13 protein-coding genes are annotated in these 17,968 nt (G+C 48.1%); 1 reads left to right on the top strand and 12 read right to left on the bottom strand.

Annotation, left to right across the window (positions count from 1 at the left end):
• Positions 1–243 precede the first annotated feature (243 nt).
• From ABID13_RS05510 to ABID13_RS05500, 3 genes are all read right to left on the bottom strand, one after another.
• Entirely contained in the window at positions 244–1,584 is a 1,341-nt protein-coding gene (locus ABID13_RS05510) for a citrate synthase (RefSeq protein ID WP_007858602.1), read from the bottom strand.
• 48 nt (positions 1,585–1,632) lie between these two features.
• Positions 1,633–3,942: a hydratase gene (locus tag ABID13_RS05505; protein ID WP_007858604.1), complete on the bottom strand. Its 2,310-nt coding sequence runs from the start codon at positions 3,940–3,942 to the stop codon at positions 1,633–1,635.
• 288 nt (positions 3,943–4,230) lie between these two features.
• Positions 4,231–5,250 carry a CPBP family intramembrane glutamic endopeptidase gene (locus ABID13_RS05500; protein ID WP_007858606.1) on the bottom strand — a complete coding sequence of 340 codons (1,020 nt, stop codon included), beginning with the start codon at positions 5,248–5,250 and terminating at the stop codon, positions 4,231–4,233.
• 113 nt (positions 5,251–5,363) lie between these two features.
• On the opposite strand from ABID13_RS05500, the gene ABID13_RS05495 reads away from it, so the two are divergent.
• Positions 5,364–6,014 (top strand): Crp/Fnr family transcriptional regulator, encoded by a 651-nt coding sequence (locus ABID13_RS05495; RefSeq protein WP_007858609.1) that lies wholly within the window; start codon positions 5,364–5,366, stop codon positions 6,012–6,014.
• Here ABID13_RS05495 and ABID13_RS05490 read toward each other — a convergent pair.
• The 9 genes from ABID13_RS05490 to ABID13_RS05450 form a co-directional block, all read right to left on the bottom strand.
• The gene (locus tag ABID13_RS05490; RefSeq protein ID WP_048930164.1) at positions 6,003–8,567 is read right to left on the bottom strand and encodes a bifunctional diguanylate cyclase/phosphodiesterase; all 2,565 of its coding nucleotides are present in this window, start codon (positions 8,565–8,567) and stop codon (positions 6,003–6,005) included. The two genes, ABID13_RS05495 and ABID13_RS05490, sit on opposite strands and share 12 nt — an antisense overlap.
• A gap of 181 nt (positions 8,568–8,748) precedes the next feature.
• Positions 8,749–8,913: a rubredoxin gene (rd, locus tag ABID13_RS05485; RefSeq protein WP_007858625.1), complete on the bottom strand. Its 165-nt coding sequence runs from the start codon at positions 8,911–8,913 to the stop codon at positions 8,749–8,751.
• A 278-nt stretch (positions 8,914–9,191) separates the two neighbouring features.
• Entirely contained in the window at positions 9,192–11,288 is a 2,097-nt protein-coding gene (locus ABID13_RS05480; protein ID WP_007858626.1) for an elongation factor G, read from the bottom strand.
• Between the two features lie 161 nt (positions 11,289–11,449).
• Positions 11,450–11,719 (bottom strand): DUF1266 domain-containing protein, encoded by a 270-nt coding sequence (locus tag ABID13_RS05475; protein ID WP_048930165.1) that lies wholly within the window; start codon positions 11,717–11,719, stop codon positions 11,450–11,452.
• A gap of 212 nt (positions 11,720–11,931) precedes the next feature.
• Positions 11,932–13,920 carry a TRAP transporter permease gene (locus ABID13_RS05470; RefSeq protein ID WP_007858628.1) on the bottom strand — a complete coding sequence of 663 codons (1,989 nt, stop codon included), beginning with the start codon at positions 13,918–13,920 and terminating at the stop codon, positions 11,932–11,934.
• 21 nt (positions 13,921–13,941) lie between these two features.
• Positions 13,942–15,039, bottom strand: coding sequence for a TAXI family TRAP transporter solute-binding subunit (locus ABID13_RS05465; protein ID WP_048930166.1), 1,098 nt, complete (start codon positions 15,037–15,039; stop codon positions 13,942–13,944).
• Between the two features lie 41 nt (positions 15,040–15,080).
• Positions 15,081–15,899: an MTAP family purine nucleoside phosphorylase gene (locus ABID13_RS05460; protein ID WP_007858630.1), complete on the bottom strand. Its 819-nt coding sequence runs from the start codon at positions 15,897–15,899 to the stop codon at positions 15,081–15,083.
• Positions 15,896–17,221: an amidohydrolase family protein gene (locus ABID13_RS05455; RefSeq protein WP_045092485.1), complete on the bottom strand. Its 1,326-nt coding sequence runs from the start codon at positions 17,219–17,221 to the stop codon at positions 15,896–15,898. The genes ABID13_RS05460 and ABID13_RS05455 overlap by 4 nt, the downstream gene beginning before the upstream one ends.
• Positions 17,193–17,888 (bottom strand): MBL fold metallo-hydrolase, encoded by a 696-nt coding sequence (locus ABID13_RS05450; RefSeq protein ID WP_045092484.1) that lies wholly within the window; start codon positions 17,886–17,888, stop codon positions 17,193–17,195. The genes ABID13_RS05455 and ABID13_RS05450 overlap by 29 nt, the downstream gene beginning before the upstream one ends.
• Positions 17,889–17,968: the final 80 nt, after the last annotated feature.

Genomic DNA, 17,968 nt, shown 5'->3' with positions numbered 1-17,968 from the left:
GCGGGGAGGGAGTTCCATTCGTGAGGGGAACAGGTCGCGGGCCTGGGACAGATGGAAAGGCGGAAAATGTAAAGGGCTTTAGATAGCAAACGGCCTCGTATGGTATAAAACAGCCGGAAACAGTGCTGCGGCCCCCCTTAACCGGCGGGGTGCGGCACTGTTTCCGGTTGTCTTGATGGTGCAGAGTATGTGGAAGCTGATACCGGCGGCGCAGGTAACCTTTGCAGGAGGAAGACGGTGGCCTTACCGCTCTTCCATGGCCACATAATCCATGTTGTCACCCACATATTTGGTGGCAGGACGCATGATACGGCCGTCATACAGCTTGTTTTCGATGTTGTGCGCTACCCAGCCAACGATACGGCTGCACACAAACAGAGGGGTATACAGGTCCCTGGGGATGCGGAGCATGCCATAGGCAAAGCCGCTGTAGAAGTCCACATTGGTGGGAAGGGCTTTGCCCTTGATCTCCTCCATGACCTCCTTGGCAATGCGCTCGAAACGCATATAGTAATCCAGCTCCTTCATGTGATTCTGTTCCTTGGCAACTTCTATGCAGCAGGCCCTTAAGACTTCCGCACGCGGGTCGGATACGGTGTAAACAGCGTGGCCAAAGCCGTATACAAGGCCTGACTTGTCATAGAGGTCGCCTGACATGATCTTTCTTACGGCCTGACGGATCCTGGCATCGTCCGCATCATAGCCTCCGGTCTCCTCCAGGACTGCGTCCATCATCTCAGCCACCTTGATGTTGGCTCCGCCGTGGCGCGGTCCCTTCAGGGAACCGATGCCGCCGCATACGGTGGAATAAATATCTGTTCCGGTGGATGCGATCACTACATTGGTGAAGGTGGAGTTATTGCCGCCGCCATGGTCCGCATGAAGCATGAGTATGGTGTCTAAAAGGCTGGCCTCCTTTGTGGAGAACTTCTGATCCTTTCTCAGCAGGCTCAGGAAATTCTCGGCAATGGAATATTCCGGATTTGCATAATGGATAAAAAGGCTCTCACGGTCATAGTAGTGCACCTTGCTCTGGTAAGCGTAACAGGCAATGGACGGCAGCTTTGCCAACAGGTTCACGCCCTTGATCAGGGTCTGGTAAACATCCGTATTGTCCGGATCATCATCATAATTATACAGGGTCAGGACCGCATCCATAAGCTTGTTCATCAGGTTCTTTCCCGGCAGGCGCAGCAGGTTCATTTCCACAAACTCATCCGGGATCTCGTAGCAGCGTCTCACCACGTTGCAGAACTTTTCCAGTTCCCCCTTTTTGGGAAGATAGCCGAACAACAGCAGGAAACATACCTCCTCATAGCCGAAGTGGCTTCCCTTTTTGCCGTTCACCAGGTCCAGCACATCGATTCCTCTGTAAAGCAGACGGCCGGGTATCGCCTTGATGCCTTCCTCAGTCTCCTCATATCCCACCACATCGGCCACTCTGGTAAGTCCTACACGGACACCTGTTCCGTCTTCGTTTCTCAGGCCCTTCTTTACATTGTACTCTTTATACCACTTATTCGGAATATCTGTATAATTCTGGGATTTTCCATAAAATTGAGCAAGATAGCTTTCCTTGACCATTGTTATTACTCCTCTCTGAAATTGGTGCTGCGGGGATATCCCCTTCCATCAGTGCCTTGTGCGGTTATAATTGATCAGGCATCCGGCTTTCACGATCTTCCGTTCCTCCGCTGTCATATCCGCAATATATAAATCCAGAACTTTAACCGGTGCGTCTTCTTCCCCGCTTCCCAGCACATACGCCTTGATCTGTTTCATATCTCCGTCCAGAGCCGCTTTAATGCCCGGCACATAGATGTAATCTCCCACTTCAAACTCAGGGTCAGCCTCCATCTGGAAAGGAACCATGCCCCAGTTCATCACATTGGAGCGATAACGCTTAGTGGCGTATTCCTTACAGATATTTGCCAGTCCGCCGATCACCCTCTGACAGCTGGCCGCCTGTTCCCTGGCTGAACCGTCACCAGGCTTCACGGCGTAGATCATGCTTCCGATCTCCGTATCCTTCATGGTCACATGTTCGTTTCCTTCAATCCTGTTGATCAGCTGGAAAATAGTCCCAAGTTTCGGCTCCAGCTCCAATTCTTTTTCAGGGCCTTCCTTAACCCTTGCCTTTTCCAGCCGGTCCACTTCCTTGGTCCTGCCAACGTATTCAGGATCCCTTCTGGATAAAGTAAACTCCGCCAGCCCCAGTGGGTTGGAACGGTAGGATGATGTCTCACCGGACGGGATCAGCTCATCCGTGGTGGTTACGGGATCCATGATCTTGGAACATACCTTTAACAGGATATTGTCCGCCAGAGGACTCATCTGCGGCCAATCCTTGATGTTGGGACCATAGATCAGGCCCTTCTTCGTATCGCCCTTGCCGTATCCCATATAGACGCGGTTCTTATAGGAAATATCGTCAAACTCATATTCAGGCACATTGCCCCAGCAATCCATCTCCCATGCGGAGGTGAGGATGCCTCCATTGGCCGCTGTTGCGGCAATGGAACGTGCGTCCATGAGCGCCACTGCAGCCATCTGGCCGTTCCCCGGCTTGGAGCCCTCCCGGTTGGGGAAGTTCCTGGTGGTGTGACGGATACTGAGTCCGTTGTTGCAGGGCGTGTCTCCCGCGCCAAAGCAGGGTCCGCAGAAGGCGGTGCGGATGATCGCTCCCGCATCCATCAGATCCGACACAGCCCCTTTCTTCACCAGGTCTGCAAATACAGGCTGTGAAGAAGGATAAACTGCCAGTGAGAATTCATCACATCCGCAGTTCTTTCCCTTAAGGGCCCGGGCTGCTTCTATTACATTGCTGTAGGTTCCGCCTGCGCAGCCTGCGATCACTGCCTGCTGAACCAGAAGCTGGCCGTCCACCACCTTGTCAAGAAGGGTGAATTCCGCCTTGCCTCCGGAGATTCTGGCAGCTTCCGTTTCAACTTCCCTGAGGATATCTGTCATATCAGCTTTCAGCTGGTCAATCTCATATGTATTGCTTGGATGGAACGGCAGTGCGATCATGGGCTTAACCGTGGACAGGTCCACGTAGACGCAGCCGTCATAGTATGCCACATCCGCCGGGGACAGTTCTTTGTAATCCTCTGCCCTGTTGTGCATTGCAAGATATTTCTTTGTATCCTCATCCGTCTTCCAGATGGAGCTGAGGCAGGTGGTCTCTGTGGTCATTACATCCACCCCATTGCGGTAATCCGTTGTCATGGATGCAACACCTGGGCCTACGAATTCCATCACCTTATTCTTTACATATCCGTTCTTAAACACCGCCCCTATAATGGCAAGGGCAATATCCTGAGGACCTGTACCCGGTCTCGGCGCCCCGTCCAGGTAAACCGCCACAACGCCCGGATAAGCCACATCATATGTATCGCGAAGAAGCTGCTTCACCAGCTCGCCTCCGCCCTCGCCCACTGCCATGGTTCCCAGGGCGCCGTAACGTGTGTGGCTGTCAGAGCCCAGGATCATCCTGCCGCAGCCGGCCATCATTTCCCTCATATACTGGTGGATCACCGCAATGTGGGGCGGCACATAGATACCGCCGTATTTCTTAGCAGCGGAAAGGCCGAACATGTGGTCGTCCTCATTGATGGTCCCGCCCACTGCACAGAGAGTGTTATGGCAGTTGGTCAATACATAAGGTATGGGAAATTGTTCCATGCCCGATGCCTTGGCTGTCTGGACAATGCCTACGAACGTAATATCGTGGCTGGCCATGCTGTCAAAGCGGAGCTTCAGATGTTCCATATTGTCAGATGTGTTATGGGCTTCCAGTATGGAATAGGCAATGGTCCCTTTTCTGGCAGCCGCCTTATCCGCCTCCACACCGGTGAGGGCCTTTACTTTCCCGCTTTCTGCTTCCGGTACGATCTCTGTCCCGTTTATCAGGTAAATACCGTTTTCATACAATGATACCATTTACGTTACCTCCGGTCTTATTTATTTTGTAACTGTTCAGGACGGTTACTTTATTTTTATAAAAAGGGCGCGGCTTCTTTGAATGGCGCCTGCCCTTTTACGTTCATTGTTTAATACTATAAAGCAAAAATTTTGATTTGTCCAGTCTTTTCGCTGTAGTTTCAACAGCTTTTGCATTGTGGTTCATTTTATATCCCACATGTCCATTACTGTCGTTCATCACAGCTTTACCACTGCAAAGCATCCATCTGAGTATAACAGATGTAAGGGCCGCAGCGCAATACCATGTTACCAATTCAATACAAATAATCCTATACATATAAGAAAATAGATGATCATTCCCGGATTCAAAAACACGGTCCTGAATCTCTTTCCCCTCTGGATGGGCCATATTCCAGGCGCAAAACGGATCTCTTTCCGATACAGGATTAAAATTGTGATGCCACCGATCAGGCATGCCACCATAAACAGAAGGTATCCGGTGATCAGAAGCCCTGACAGGGCTGATATGATCCCGCTAAAGTCAAGATCTAACAGATGCTCCATTTTCCGCAGAAACCACGGCAGATCCATAAGACCCTTTGCCCCTTTTGACAGTTCCACTGATATGGCCCCGCCCAGAAAATTAAAGATCATATGAAGGGCGATGGTATAACTTACCTTCCCCGTCTTGGCATACACATATGCCCACAGCAAGCCGATCCCAAATGCATAGAAAAACTGCGAGAAATTCCCGTGGGCCATTCCAAACATCAGGCCCGACACCAGTATCGCCGGTCCTTCCCCAAATCCCAGCAGCCGGTCCATGAGCAGTTTTCTGAAAAGCAGTTCCTCTATGACCGGCGCGGCAACCACTGTAAATAAAACAGTCATCCATATTCCTGAATTCATCAGGATACGGTCCAACTCACCATCTCCCAGACCTGAGGGCTTAAACCATTCCACCAGCTGTCCCAGCAGGTTGCCGGCCAGCCCCATACCCACTGTGATCACAAGGCAGGCCGTAAACTTTCCCATTCCCCAGCGCTGCCTCTGGGAACCGCCGCACTTGGGGACCAGCTGGATCAGAGCCACCGATACCGGAAATGCAACCAGGTACATGGGTATGGCTGATATAAGGACAAGACCACGCCCGCTGAAAAGATCCATCACTCCCCCAAGCAACATGTTGACCATTCCCACAAAAAACATCATCACGACCTGGGCCAGAACTGTTACCAGCATAAAGGAGGCGGCCACCAACCCCACGTGTGAAAACTGCCTTCTCTGCCATCTCCCGAGCGCCTGTTCGTTCTCTTCCTGTATCATATGCAAATGTCTGTTCTCCCTAAAAGTTTTTGTCATATTAATGTTGCATTTGCAACAGAAAAGTATTATGATATTGAATATCATAACACAAAACAAGGCAGGGTAAAAGAGAGATGACAGAATATTTTCAGAAAAACTTATTTAAAGACATTTCCATGGAAGAATACAAACGCCTGCTTACCTGCCTGGACGGAAGGTCGAAACAGTTCCGGGCCGGCGAGACCATCTGCGATTACGACCAGGGCTTTAATGACATCGGTATCATTGGAAAAGGCACCGCCTCCGTGGTGCGCTATGAATTCAACGGGGCCAGGACCATATTGGAACGGCTGGGTCCCCAGGACATCTTTGGCCATCTGCTGTCCTATGAGGGCAGCGAGAATGCCGGCATCAGCGTGGTCAGCGACAGTGCCTGTGATGTGCTTTTTATCCACTATGCCACCATCAGTTCCCCCTGTACAAAAGCCTGTACCTACCACCATCAGCTGACCCAGAACCTTCTGGATATGATCTCCGAGCGCGCCCTGAACTTAAGCCGCAGGGTGGAGGTCCTTTCCCAGCGCACCATCCGCGAAAAACTGATGTGTTATTTTCTCCAGCTGGCCGCACAGGCAAAAAGTTCCTCCTTCCGCCTTCCCTTTACCATGGTGGATCTGGCCGATTATCTCTCCATCGACCGCAGCGCCATGACCCGGGAACTGAAGCGTATGAAGGAGGAACGTATCATTGAAATGGACAAGCGCAGTGTCCGTTTATATATTTAATCCGTATTTCTGTTCAAATTCCACAGGTCCTGCAGGGCGTCCAAAATAAAAGCCCTGTATGGACTCCATTCCAAGCTCCCTCACCGCCAGGTATTCCTCCTCGGTCTCCACGCCCTCCAAACACACCTGCTTGCCAACATCATGGCACAGCGCTGTGATGGAACGGATAAATGTGGCGTTGAATATATCTGTGGTGACCCCTTTCACAAACCCTCTGTCTATTTTAACAATATCCACCGGAATGTTCTTCAGGGAAAACAGTGAGGAATAGCCCACTCCAAAATCATCCATGGCAACCTGTATGCCAATGGCCTTCATGTCCCTTAGCATCTGCAGGATGCGGTCATCCGCCTTGGCCAGATAGGTTTCTGTCAGTTCCATGACCACATGGGATGCCTCCAGATCAAGCTCCTTTAAGGTATCGCCAATATACGGTATGATATCCCCCTCTGTCAGCTGGACATAGGAGAGATTGATGCTCATGCGGAAATCAGGCTTAAAACCGCACCATTCCCTGCACTGGGCAGCCGCATGGCAAAAGATCCACCGCCCCAGCTGGATAATCAGTCCGTTCTGCTCCAGAAGGGGAATGAACTCTCCCGGGGAAATGTCCCCGTACTTGCTGCAGTGCCATCTGGCCAGCGCCTCCGCTCCCTGCAGCACACCTGTCCTGGTATCCACCTGAGGCTGATAATGAATGGTAAATCCCGCAAATCCCCGCTCAATGCTTTCCCTGAGAAGCTCCAGCAGTTCCAGCCGCCGCTCCCGTCCGGCAAGGATGTCCTTGGAAAATACAGTCATCCTGTTCCTGCCGGTCAGCTTAGAGTGCTCCAGGGAATAGTTGGCACATTTAAGAAGTTCCAGATAATTGTCCCCGTCCCTGGGGTAAATGGTGAAGCCCGCTGAACATGTACAGTAGTACTTCCTCCCGTTATACTCCTGCTGCTTATGGAAATTCTGCTGTATCTTATGGAAAATATCCTGTCCATCTTCCTCATTGCTGCCAAGGCAGAGGACGCCGAACTCATCCCCATCCAGGCGGTACAGCTTGGCATTGGCCGGAAGCATGGACGACACCTTTTGCGCCGTGATCCGCAGGACCTCATCCCCAAAGGACCGGTCATAGAGATCGTTGATATTCTTGAACGAATCCAGGTCCAGGATCATAAGCCCAATCATATCCACTTCCTTGTGGTCCACTAGATATTTTTTTATATCCCCCTCAAACTCATACTTATTATAAAGGCCGGTCATATGGTCAATCTGATTCCTCTTTCCCAGATTGCTGATCATGCCTGCAAAGAGTTCCGGCCTTCCCTCCTCATCCCGGACCATCTTGCCCCGGCAGCGCAGCCATATCCACTCTCCCTTTACATTCCTGGCCCTGTATTCAATGTTGTGGTAGTCTTCCCTGCCGTCCGCTATATTCTGGTTGCTCTCCAGAAAATACGCCTCATCATGGGGATGGATCAGGCCGCCCCAGAATGCAGCCGCATTCATAACCACCTGACCGGGCAGTCCAAACTCCTCCACCATGGCCTGAGGATAGCGGAACACACCGGTTTTCATATTGCCCACAAATATATAGTCCTCGGTGCTGGATGTCAATGCATTATAAAACGTTTCATTGTCATATTTAAAAAGATCGGCGCTTGTGCTCTGTCCGTTTTCACTGAGTTTCTTTTTTGCCCGGATGATATGATAAGCCCTTTTCTGTATATACATCTGCTCATCCGCCCTGGCGATCATATCATCCATGGAGCTGTTATCCCCCGGATATATCTCGGTCATCCCGTAGCTGAAAGGCACGCCGTAGTCAATGCCTACCCGCTCCCGGTCCTGCCTTGCCCTCTGAAGGACCCGTTTCATGCTTTCTTCCACCTCAGCCCGGCTGCGCCCATAAAAAAGCATGACAAACTCATCTCCGCTTAAACGGAACATAAAGTCCATCCTGCCCAGGCATTCCCTGGTGATGGATGCAACATAGCGCAGCAGGCTGTCTCCGGCGCTGTGGCCGTACTTGTCATTCACCTGCTTCAGTTCATTGATATCATACAGTACCAGGGTGAGGATCTGATTCTCCCGCGCCGCCTGTTCAATGGCCTGGGCCAGGCGTTCATTGCCGCCGCGGCGGTTGAGCATCTGGGTCAGCTCATCGGTGCGGGCTGAATTCGACATCCTGTCATATTCCGTCACATCAATGGAGTTCTGGATATGATAGGTCCTCCCGTTCCACTTGATCAGACTGTCATAATTGTGATAGACGCGCCCTGTTAGGGTATTGTTTTCCTGCCATACCCATCCCTTTTCAGACTTCTTTTCCATCAAACGGTCAATGGGACAGAATTCACAGCGCCTGGATATTCCGCGCTGCAGGACCTGCCAGCAGACTTTCCCTTCCGGATCCTCAAGCCCAAAAGCATGTTTCATATTCTCATTCATGTACAGAATTTCATCTGTCTCCAAATCCGTTATATAGATATGGGTATCCATCCGGTCAAGCACGCTTGAAAGGAATGTATCCTCAAACAGCTTTCTCTGCTCCTCAGTCATAAATAAGATTTCCCTTTCCCCCTATTGTTAACCGATCTTACCGTTAACCGTTTTCTATCCTTAACTTCTTCCTCTATTGTAAACTCTTCCCAGTTTATACTCAAGGACAATTTCCAAAAAAGCACCTCTTTTCGGTTAAAATAGCCGAAAAGAGGTGCTTTGTTTTCCGTATGAACGTATCTTATTCTTCGATCTCAGAGAACATATCCTTGCCAACTCCGCACAGAGGACATACCCAGTCATCCGGAATATCCTCAAATGCTGTTCCAGGTGCAATACCGCCGTCAGGATCGCCAACCTCCGGGTCATATATCCATCCACATGGATCACATACATATTTTTTCATTGTTATTTCCTCCTTGAATTTATGTTATAAATTTTGTTTTTCCTTTTAATGACATTAATATATCATACTCGTTCCTGTTTTTCTGTGACATTTGCAACAGTTTGAAGTATTTTATATTGCTTTGTTTATGATATGCAGCTACATGCAATTGAATCCATTTAATCCGATCAAACTGCATCCAATCTGAGGCAAAACAACTGCCCGCAGATAACGCGGGCAGTCTTGCACCTTTGTTCAGTGACTTTGCTACATCTATAATCGGCTGTCCATCAGGCGGATCACTCAGAATCCTTAGCTGCGGCCCTTGCCTCTACCTCACGCTTTTGTACATCGCCGGGAGCCTGCTCATAACGGGTAAACTCATAGCTGTAAAGACCGATGCCGCCTGTCATGGAACGCAGATCTGTGTTATAGCCAAAAAGCTCAGACATCGGAATATCCGCCTCTATCACCTGTTTGCCGTTGTGGTCTGAGTTCATTCCCAGAACACGGCCTCTCCTGCGGTTTAAATCGCCCATAACATCACCGGTGAACTTATCAGGAACCGTCACCTTAAGGGATGCGATCGGCTCCAGAAGCACTGGATTGGCATCCATAAAGCCCTGTTTAAAGGCCAGGATTGTTGCCATCTTAAATGCCATTTCAGAGGAGTCCACAGGATGATAGGAACCATCTAAGAGGGTTGCCTTTAATCCAACCACCGGATATCCTGCAAGAGGTCCTTTCACAACGCATTCCTGAAGTCCCTTTTCCACTGCCGGGAAGTAGTTTCTCGGAACAGAACCGCCAAATACCTTTTCCTCAAATACAAACGGTGTCTCAAGATCGCCGGATGGCTCAAATTCCATAATAACATCACCATACTGGCCGTGGCCGCCGGACTGTTTCTTATGTTTACCCTGAACCTTAACCTTCTTGCGCAGGGTCTCACGGAATGCAAATTTAGGCTTGGACAGGATAATGTCCACCTTGTAACGGCTCTGAAGCTTGCTTACAACAACATCCAGCTGCTGGTCGCCGATGCCGTAGAGCAGTGACTGGCGGTTTTCAGCATCATTGACCACCTTCAGGGTCAGGTCTTCTTCCATCATACGTGCCAAAGCGGTGGATACCTTGTCATCCTCGCCCTTGTTGGCTGCCTTGTAAGCCATATAGGTATACGGTGTGGAGGTCTGCGGCTTATGGTACACAATGGGAGCTGTGCGCACCGCCATGGTATCGCCTGTCTGGGTAACGGTAAGCTTTGCAACAGCGCCGATATCGCCTGCCCTTAACTCCTGTACCTCGATCTGCTCCTTGCCGCGGAGTATATAAAGCTTTCCAATCTTCTCTTCCGCATCCTTATTAACATTATATACCATGGTGTCCCCTTTCAGGGTACCGGTACAGATCTTCATCAGTGAATATTTGCCGATAAAGGGATCCACAATGGTCTTAAATACCCTTGCGGACAGGGATACATCATCATTGTACTTGGCAGTAAAGCGCTCGCCTGTGGATACGTCCACGCCAATGCACTCAAAATGGTCAGGTGACGGGAAATACTTGTCAATGGCCTGAAGCAGTACCTTAAAGCCCTGGCAGTTGATGCCGGATCCCATCATAACAGGTACAATGTCGCCTTCGATCACATGCTCGCGCAGAGCGGTGGAAATCTCCTCCTGAGTAAATTCTTCGCCCAGGAAATAGCGCTCCATATATTCTTCATTAGTCTCGGCAACAGCCTCGATCAGAGCATCTCTTGCAATGGTCAGGTTCTTCTGAACATAATCAGGGATCTCGCACTCTTCATAATCGCTCAGCTTAGTAAAACGGCGGCCGGCCATCTTAACCACGTTGACGAAACCTACAAATTTTTCATTCTCACGGATCGGCAGCTGGAACGGCGCGATCTTACGTCCAAAACGGGTCTCCATCTTCACTACCAGTTCACGGTAGCTGGCATGGTCATCATCCATGTTGGTAACAAAGATCAGCCTGGGCAGGTTGTACTTTTCACACATCTCCCATGCCTTCTCTGTTCCCGGTTCAATGCCTGCCTTACAGTTTACTACGATAATGGCTGCATCAGCAACGCTGATCGCCTCCTCTACTTCTCCTACAAAATCAAAAAATCCCGGCGTATCCAGAAGGTTAATCTTAATTGGTCCGTCCTCGCCTGCATATTCCAGCGGGATCAGCGTGGTGGAAATAGAAAACTGTCTCTTGATCTCTTCTTTGTCATAATCGCTGATGGTATTGCCGTCAGGCACCTTTCCCATGCGGGTCGTCATGCCTGTGATCAGCGCCAGTGCTTCCGCAACAGTCGTCTTACCTGCGCCTCCATGTCCAAGTAATACAACGTTGCGGATTTGTTCAGTCCCATATACGTTCATATATTTCCCTCCTGTACATAATATTTAAGCCCATGCGTATATTTTACTAAATTTTTCAGAATTTTTCAAGCTTTTTATATCATTTGCACAACATTCTTATATGAACAATCTGAAAACCCTTGAAAGCCTTGTAAATGCTAATAGAATCAATAACCATCCATCTACCAGCTCTTCTCCAGCGGCATATTCCAGTCCAGGCTAAACGGATTGAAAGCGCTTGTCTTCAACTGTTCATAGATATATCTGCGGTCAGAAGCATCGGTTCCTGACCAAGACGCATACCCTGCCAGGTAACTTTCCACAAACTCATCCCAGGAACTGAATTTTGTCTGAATAATTTTTGCTGTCTCAAGGGATTTATCCAAGGTTTCCTCAATGGTATAGTATCCTGCGATATAATAAAATCCCAGGTTTGACATGGATTGCCACATAAAATCCTAGCCTCTTCATAAGAAAACCCCCTTTATGTAATTGCCTTATTCTATCTTATTATACTATTTCTGAAATACAAAAGCCACCGGAATTTATCCAGTGGCCTATGTGTACAATCTTATCTTTTTCCCGCCGGAATTGTATGAATAGCATTGGGGAATCCGGCAAAGGGGAATAGCAGAATGGATACCATTCTTCTATCCCCGCTTTATTAACCTTGCTTCTGCCGTATCAACAGTCTATTCTGGGATAGTCCTGTCACTACCATCACCGTTACACCGATCACATCTGTCAACGTAGTTGGTATTACCATCAAAATGGCGGCCACTGCAACAACGGCCCTTTGCCATCTCTGCATTTTTGTAAGCATCCATCCCTCTACCGCCGTGCTAAGCAGCATAACTCCTATCACCGCAGTAACGATCTTTTCAATAACCCAAATAGTGACTAGGCCATCGCAAAACAGAAGGTCAGGTGAATTAATGAATATCATGGGAACCAGAAAGCCGCCCAACGCTAATTTAAATGCCTGCCATCCTGTCTTTCCCGGATCAGCATTTGCTAATCCGGCCGCCGCATAAGCTGGTATTGCCACTGGCGGAGTCACATTAGCCAATAAACCAAAATAAAAAACAAACATATGCGCTGCCAAAACCGGCACATTAAATCCACTGATAAGAGCAGGGGCAGCTACGGTTGAAAGCAGCATATAGACAGATATGGTAGGCAGTCCCATCCCCATGACAATACAGATAACTGCGATAAGTATGCAGGAAATCGTGAAGTTTCCCCCAGCCAATTTCAATATGACGTTACTCAGTGTCTGAGTAATACCCGTCAAATTACAGACTGCCGTGATCATATTGATACCACAGCACATTGCCGCTACGCTCACCAACCGTTTGCCGGACAATTGCAGGCACTGCCATATATCTTTTAAACCCAAACGCGTCTTTTTCTTACACGCAGCTATGAGGACACAAAGTGGTATGGCACGAACTCCCACCCAGGTAACCGTGTAGCCAACGCACAGCATAACTACAACAAATATAAACGGCAGGAATAGATATCCATCTTCTTTGAGAACCAAAAGCAGCTTCGGGCAATCCTCTTTTGCAAGCCCCCTAAGGCCCAGTTTACAGGCTCTAAGATGTACCATTGCAAAGCAGCCCGTATAATATAATAAGACGGGTACAATGGCTGCCAGACATATCTTGCTGTAAGCGATTCCTGTGATATCCGCCATAATAAAAGCACTGGCTCCCATAATAGGAGGCATAAGCTGACCGGCTGTGGATGACACTGCTTCCACAGCTCCTGCGAATTCCGGTTCGTAACCTGTCTTTTTCATTAACGGAATGGTAAATGCGCCTGTAGTTACCACATTGCTAACTGCATTGCCGCTAATTGTGCCAAACAATGCGCTGGTTACTACGGAAACTTTTGCCGGGCCTCCGGCAGACTTTCCGGCAATGGAAAGGGCAAAATCATTGATAAACTGCCCTGTTCCCGTTTTTTCCATAAATGTTGCAAAAATAAGGAACAGACTAAGCACCCCGGCCACCGTACCCACATTAGATCCAAACAGTCCCTCACTGGTCAATAAAAGCTGGGAAGCGATCCGCTTTATGCTAAGGCCTGAATGCTTGAGCGCTCCCGGAGCGTATTTTCCAAAATAGGCATATGCCAAAAATATTGCGATAATGATCACAATACTGGTTCCTCCAGATCTGCGTATTGCTTCCATAACTGTCAGTACCAGCAGTATGCAAAGAAATATTTCCAATTTAGAAGCAATACCGCTTCCCGTTGTAATTGAGCGGTGATTTGAGATCACATAGCCACATACAACCAGGACCGTTGCTATCATTATAAAATCATACCATCTTGGCAGCCTTCCTGTATCCTGTTTGCGCAATGCATACAGCAGAAAGATCATAGTAAGACAAAAGCACATAAATATGGCTCTGTGCATGAGCGCTTCAGGGGCGCCCACCGCACAGGTAATGTAGACATACAGGCAGAGTATTCCCCCCATAATATCCGATACCTTATATCTCCAGTCCTTACTTTCCTTCTCTACCGCAGAATCCCGATCATATTTATCCAGTAATTCCTGCTGAGTATCTGCATCCACTGTTTCAACAGAACTTAAGGAAACCGTATCCTGCCCTAAAGTTTTATTACCAGCATCTGCCATGATATCCCCCTTCACCATAGATTATTCCGTAACCCAACCTATTTCTTTAAAATACCGGACAGCACCGGGATGCATTTCCACATATGGGTCATTGTAAGTCAGTTCAAATACATCTTTGGCCGTAGTGCCGGCAAACAGACTGTGCATCCCTTCAAGTTCCTCCCAATGCTCTACAATCAGGCGTGTGATCCAATACACCTCTTCTTCATTGCAGGAAGCCTTGCATGCCAAACCTGCCACGCTGACTACGCTGGACAGATCCTCTTTTATCTCCCCCTCATAGGAGCCTGCCGGTATGACTGCTTTTGAATATCCGATTTCAGCGTTAACAATTGCTTCAACCTGCTCCTCTGTAAAATCGATCAGATAAATATCTTTTGTGGCAAACAGCTGTGAATAATTAGTCATAGGGACTGTCCCTGTCATAATCATGGCATCTGCCTGGCCATTTTGAATAAGCTCAACGCCATCTGCCGGGCTGGAATATTCAGCTTTAAACTTATAGCCGTCTGCTTCCGTATAAAAACCGCAGATTCCCATAAGATCATGGCACATATTTTCATTTCCGCTGCCCGCGGTGCCTACCACCACCTTTTTCCCAACCAGGTCATCCAAACTGTTAATTTCAGAACCTTTACGGCACGCAATCTGAACAATGCTGGAAGAATACATCATAACCAGCTTTGCATCCAGGTCAACCGGTGCATCCTTGTAGCTCCCTATACCGTTTTTGGCGCAATATAAATAGTAACTCACATTAAATCCATAGTCTCCGTCCCCGGCTTCCATTAAGTAAGGATTTTGGGCTGAACCGGCTGTAACCTGGGCTGTACAGGTAGAATCCGTATATTCAGAAATAATTTGGGCAATCGCACTCATGCTGAGCTGTGCATTCCCTCCTGAGGAAGCTCCCAACATTGTTATAAAGTCCGGCCAGTCATAACTGTCCGTTGTTTTGTTTAGTTCCTCATTTGAGGGTTCCGTGGCTTTATCTGTTGCTGCCACACTGGTTTCAGGGACTTTGGATGAAGCAATCGGCTGACCTGTACCGGAATTGCCGCAAGCTGTCATTGAAATCATGGTTACTAACGCCAATCCCATCCTGAATATTTTTTTCATTTTTATCCTCCTTTGGGTTCTTTCCCCTAACAACATTTGTATTAAAAATACCACTCCGGCCTTATGCCAAAAAATCCTTTTTCAGGCAAACCGGCGCACAAACAATCCGTTCCTTCCGGCAGCCTGCCGGCCAGATTTTTTAAAACGCGCTCTACCTTGTCTTCCATACCGTTCTTCTCATAGGCTGTCATCAGCCCCTCATCACCGCTTTGATAAATGGCAGGGCCCATCCCTGTACACATATTAATTACCATTGAAAGAGATGCATAACACATTCCAGCTTCCTTGGCAAGGACCAGTTCAGGAAACATGGGGGTTCCTATTATATCCCCTCCTATGGAATTATAATATCGAACCTCCGCAGGTGTCTCAAACCTGGGACCTTCAGTACAGATAAATGTGCCAGTGGAACAGACCGGTATCCGTTCATCAGCGCAGGCTTCAAGGAGGTATCCGCGCAGATTCCCACAGAAGGGCTCACTCATGTCCACTCTAACCCAGCAGGCATGATCTTCAAAAAAACTGAGTACCCGCTTTTTCGTAAAATCCATGGCATCATCCGGCACCACAAAATCTCCCGGACGGATATGAGGATTACAGGAACCGATTGCATTTTGGGAAATAATCTGTTTTACTCCCAATTTTTTCAATCCCCATATGTTGGATCGAAAATTTACCAAGTGGGACGCCATATCTGCATGATCTCCATAGCGCAGTATCACAGCTGTATTTACTCCATTTACCAGGCCTGTATACACCTTTGCCTCTCCCCATGGCGTAGAAACCATTTGAGACTGTCTGTTTTCCAAAAATCCTTCGGACATATGGCTTGTTATAATGCCGAACTTACAATAACTCATAACACTTTCCTCCTGTAGTGGTCCATGATGGCTTTTTTCATCAACGTTTCGTCTTCCTTGATCACCTTACCTTCCGTATACACCAGATTCCCATCAATAAAAATTGAATCAACAGATGATCGGTCCATATAAAATACAACATCAGAAAGAAAACGTTCTTTATTATATCCCAAAGGGTGCCATGGCTTAACTAAAAGAACATCTGCTGCAGCCCCCTGCTCCAGCACTCCAATGTTACCCATTCCCAACACTTTGGCACATTCTGAAGTAGCCATCTTTACAAGTTTTTCATTTGATAATGCCTGATCTTTGCCTTTCAGACGACTGGCTAACGCCGCCATTTTGATTTCCTGGAACATGTCCAGCGTATTATTGCTCAGCATACTGTCAGTGCCCAGCCCTACATTAATCCCATTTTCCAGCATCTTCTTAACAGGAGAAATACCATTTCCCAGTTTCGCGTTGCTGACCGGACAGTGGATAACATTGCTGCCGGTACGCCTGAGTATGGCTATATCTTCATCGTTCATTTGTACACAATGTATGAGTACTGTGCGTGGAGATAATACTCCCAGATCAGCCAGCCATTGGATAGGACGCATTCCCGTACGCGCTTTTATAGTCATCTCTTCATCCAGCGTTTCTGCAGCGTGGATTATGAACCGTTTCCCGATCATCTTTGACTTTTCATAGGTCTGCTTGATCATCCGTTCCGTGCAGCTATAGGTTGCATGGGCGCCTAAAAAGAATTGGATCCTATTATCTTTCTGATATTTTTCCTTGTACAGCCGGGTACTGTCTACAATGGAATCATAATTAGGCTTTCCATTTTTTCTGTATTCCGGAGAATTAGCCATTCCGCCTGCCAGACACCGCATCCCTGCCCGGGAACACGCATCTGCCATCAGGCCTGCTTCATATCTGGTGCAGTCACAAATACAGGTAGTCCCCCCCTTCAGCATCTCAAATACAGACATCTCGTTATTCTTTTCAATATCTTCCTGTGTAAGGGTGGATGTATAGGGAGCCAATTCCTCTGCCCACTGGGTAAAGTCTTCCGCATCGCTGATGGCGCGGTAACTATTCAGGTTACTGTGTCCATGACCATTGATCAGCCCAGGCATAGCGATCCGGTCCGATGCATCATATTCCATATAACCATCTCTCAGCAGCTCCTGTGGTGCATCCCTTCGCTCCCCAACCCAGTCGATCTTGCCTTCTGACATGAACAGCACTGCATCCGTATAAAAATGCCCTTTTTTATCTGCAGTATATAAATGTTTACAGATGATCTTATACTTTGTATTTACCATTTGTTCCATAATTGCATACCTCCAAAGGCGCATTTGTCTTAATCCAATGTGCGGTGTTAATGTTGTCGGCAAATGGGGTTCCATCTGGAAGCAGCGGACAGTCATGCCCCGGTATTATATAATCTACAATGCCAACCATCCGGCCCAATGACGATAAATAAAAGGGTGTACCCCAAATATCCTCCCTGCTTTTTATCGCATCTGCACACAGTAAGATCCTTTTTTTGTCATATACCGCTAACAAAGAGCATGAACCCTTTGTATGTCCGGGCGTATGTATCATTTCTATGCCTGACATGATCCCCATCCTGGGTTTGCGGACTACGATCAGATTAGGTTGACGCAGTATCCATAATCGGTAGGGCTCCGGTACAGGATCGTCTGGTTTTCCGCTCTCTTCTATTTCTTCCTGATGTATGTACCACTTCGCCTTTTTAAAAAGATCAATATTCCCTATATGGTCAAAATGAAGATGGCTGATTATTACGGAATCAATGTCATCGGGACTCAGATGATGATCAGCCAGTTTCATCAAAAGTCCCGGACGGTCATTAAACGCGCCTGTATCAAACAACAGATTGCGTCCGTTATCCTGAATCAGCACGACCGTACTCCATCCCAGCCATCCTCTCTCGCTGCTTCCCCCAATCCCATAAAAAAGTCCTGTGACCCTCAAACCAATTCACCCCCTTCCCGCCCCTGCCAAATAGCATCCTATGGACCAAATAGATTATAGCATGATGCAGGCGGATTCCT

This window comes from Enterocloster citroniae, from assembly GCF_040545455.1.
Lineage (GTDB): Bacteria > Bacillota > Clostridia > Lachnospirales > Lachnospiraceae > Enterocloster > Enterocloster citroniae.
This window is presented reverse-complemented; position numbering and strand designations above follow the sequence as displayed.

Coding starts and splice junctions, on each gene's coding strand:
- ABID13_RS05490 (WP_048930164.1), bottom strand. CDS start 8,567: ATGACTGAGGAGCAGAGAAAGCTGTTTGAGGATACATTCCTTTCAAGC.
- ABID13_RS05510 (WP_007858602.1), bottom strand. CDS start 1,584: ATGGTCAAGGAAAGCTATCTTGCTCAATTTTATGGAAAATCCCAGAAT.
- ABID13_RS05495 (WP_007858609.1), top strand. CDS start 5,364: ATGACAGAATATTTTCAGAAAAACTTATTTAAAGACATTTCCATGGAA.
- ABID13_RS05480 (WP_007858626.1), bottom strand. CDS start 11,288: ATGAACGTATATGGGACTGAACAAATCCGCAACGTTGTATTACTTGGA.
- ABID13_RS05475 (WP_048930165.1), bottom strand. CDS start 11,719: ATGTGGCAATCCATGTCAAACCTGGGATTTTATTATATCGCAGGATAC.
- ABID13_RS05505 (WP_007858604.1), bottom strand. CDS start 3,942: ATGGTATCATTGTATGAAAACGGTATTTACCTGATAAACGGGACAGAG.
- ABID13_RS05465 (WP_048930166.1), bottom strand. CDS start 15,039: ATGAAAAAAATATTCAGGATGGGATTGGCGTTAGTAACCATGATTTCA.
- rd (WP_007858625.1), bottom strand. CDS start 8,913: ATGAAAAAATATGTATGTGATCCATGTGGATGGATATATGACCCGGAG.
- ABID13_RS05460 (WP_007858630.1), bottom strand. CDS start 15,899: ATGAGTTATTGTAAGTTCGGCATTATAACAAGCCATATGTCCGAAGGA.
- ABID13_RS05470 (WP_007858628.1), bottom strand. CDS start 13,920: ATGGCAGATGCTGGTAATAAAACTTTAGGGCAGGATACGGTTTCCTTA.
- ABID13_RS05500 (WP_007858606.1), bottom strand. CDS start 5,250: ATGATACAGGAAGAGAACGAACAGGCGCTCGGGAGATGGCAGAGAAGG.
- ABID13_RS05455 (WP_045092485.1), bottom strand. CDS start 17,221: ATGGAACAAATGGTAAATACAAAGTATAAGATCATCTGTAAACATTTA.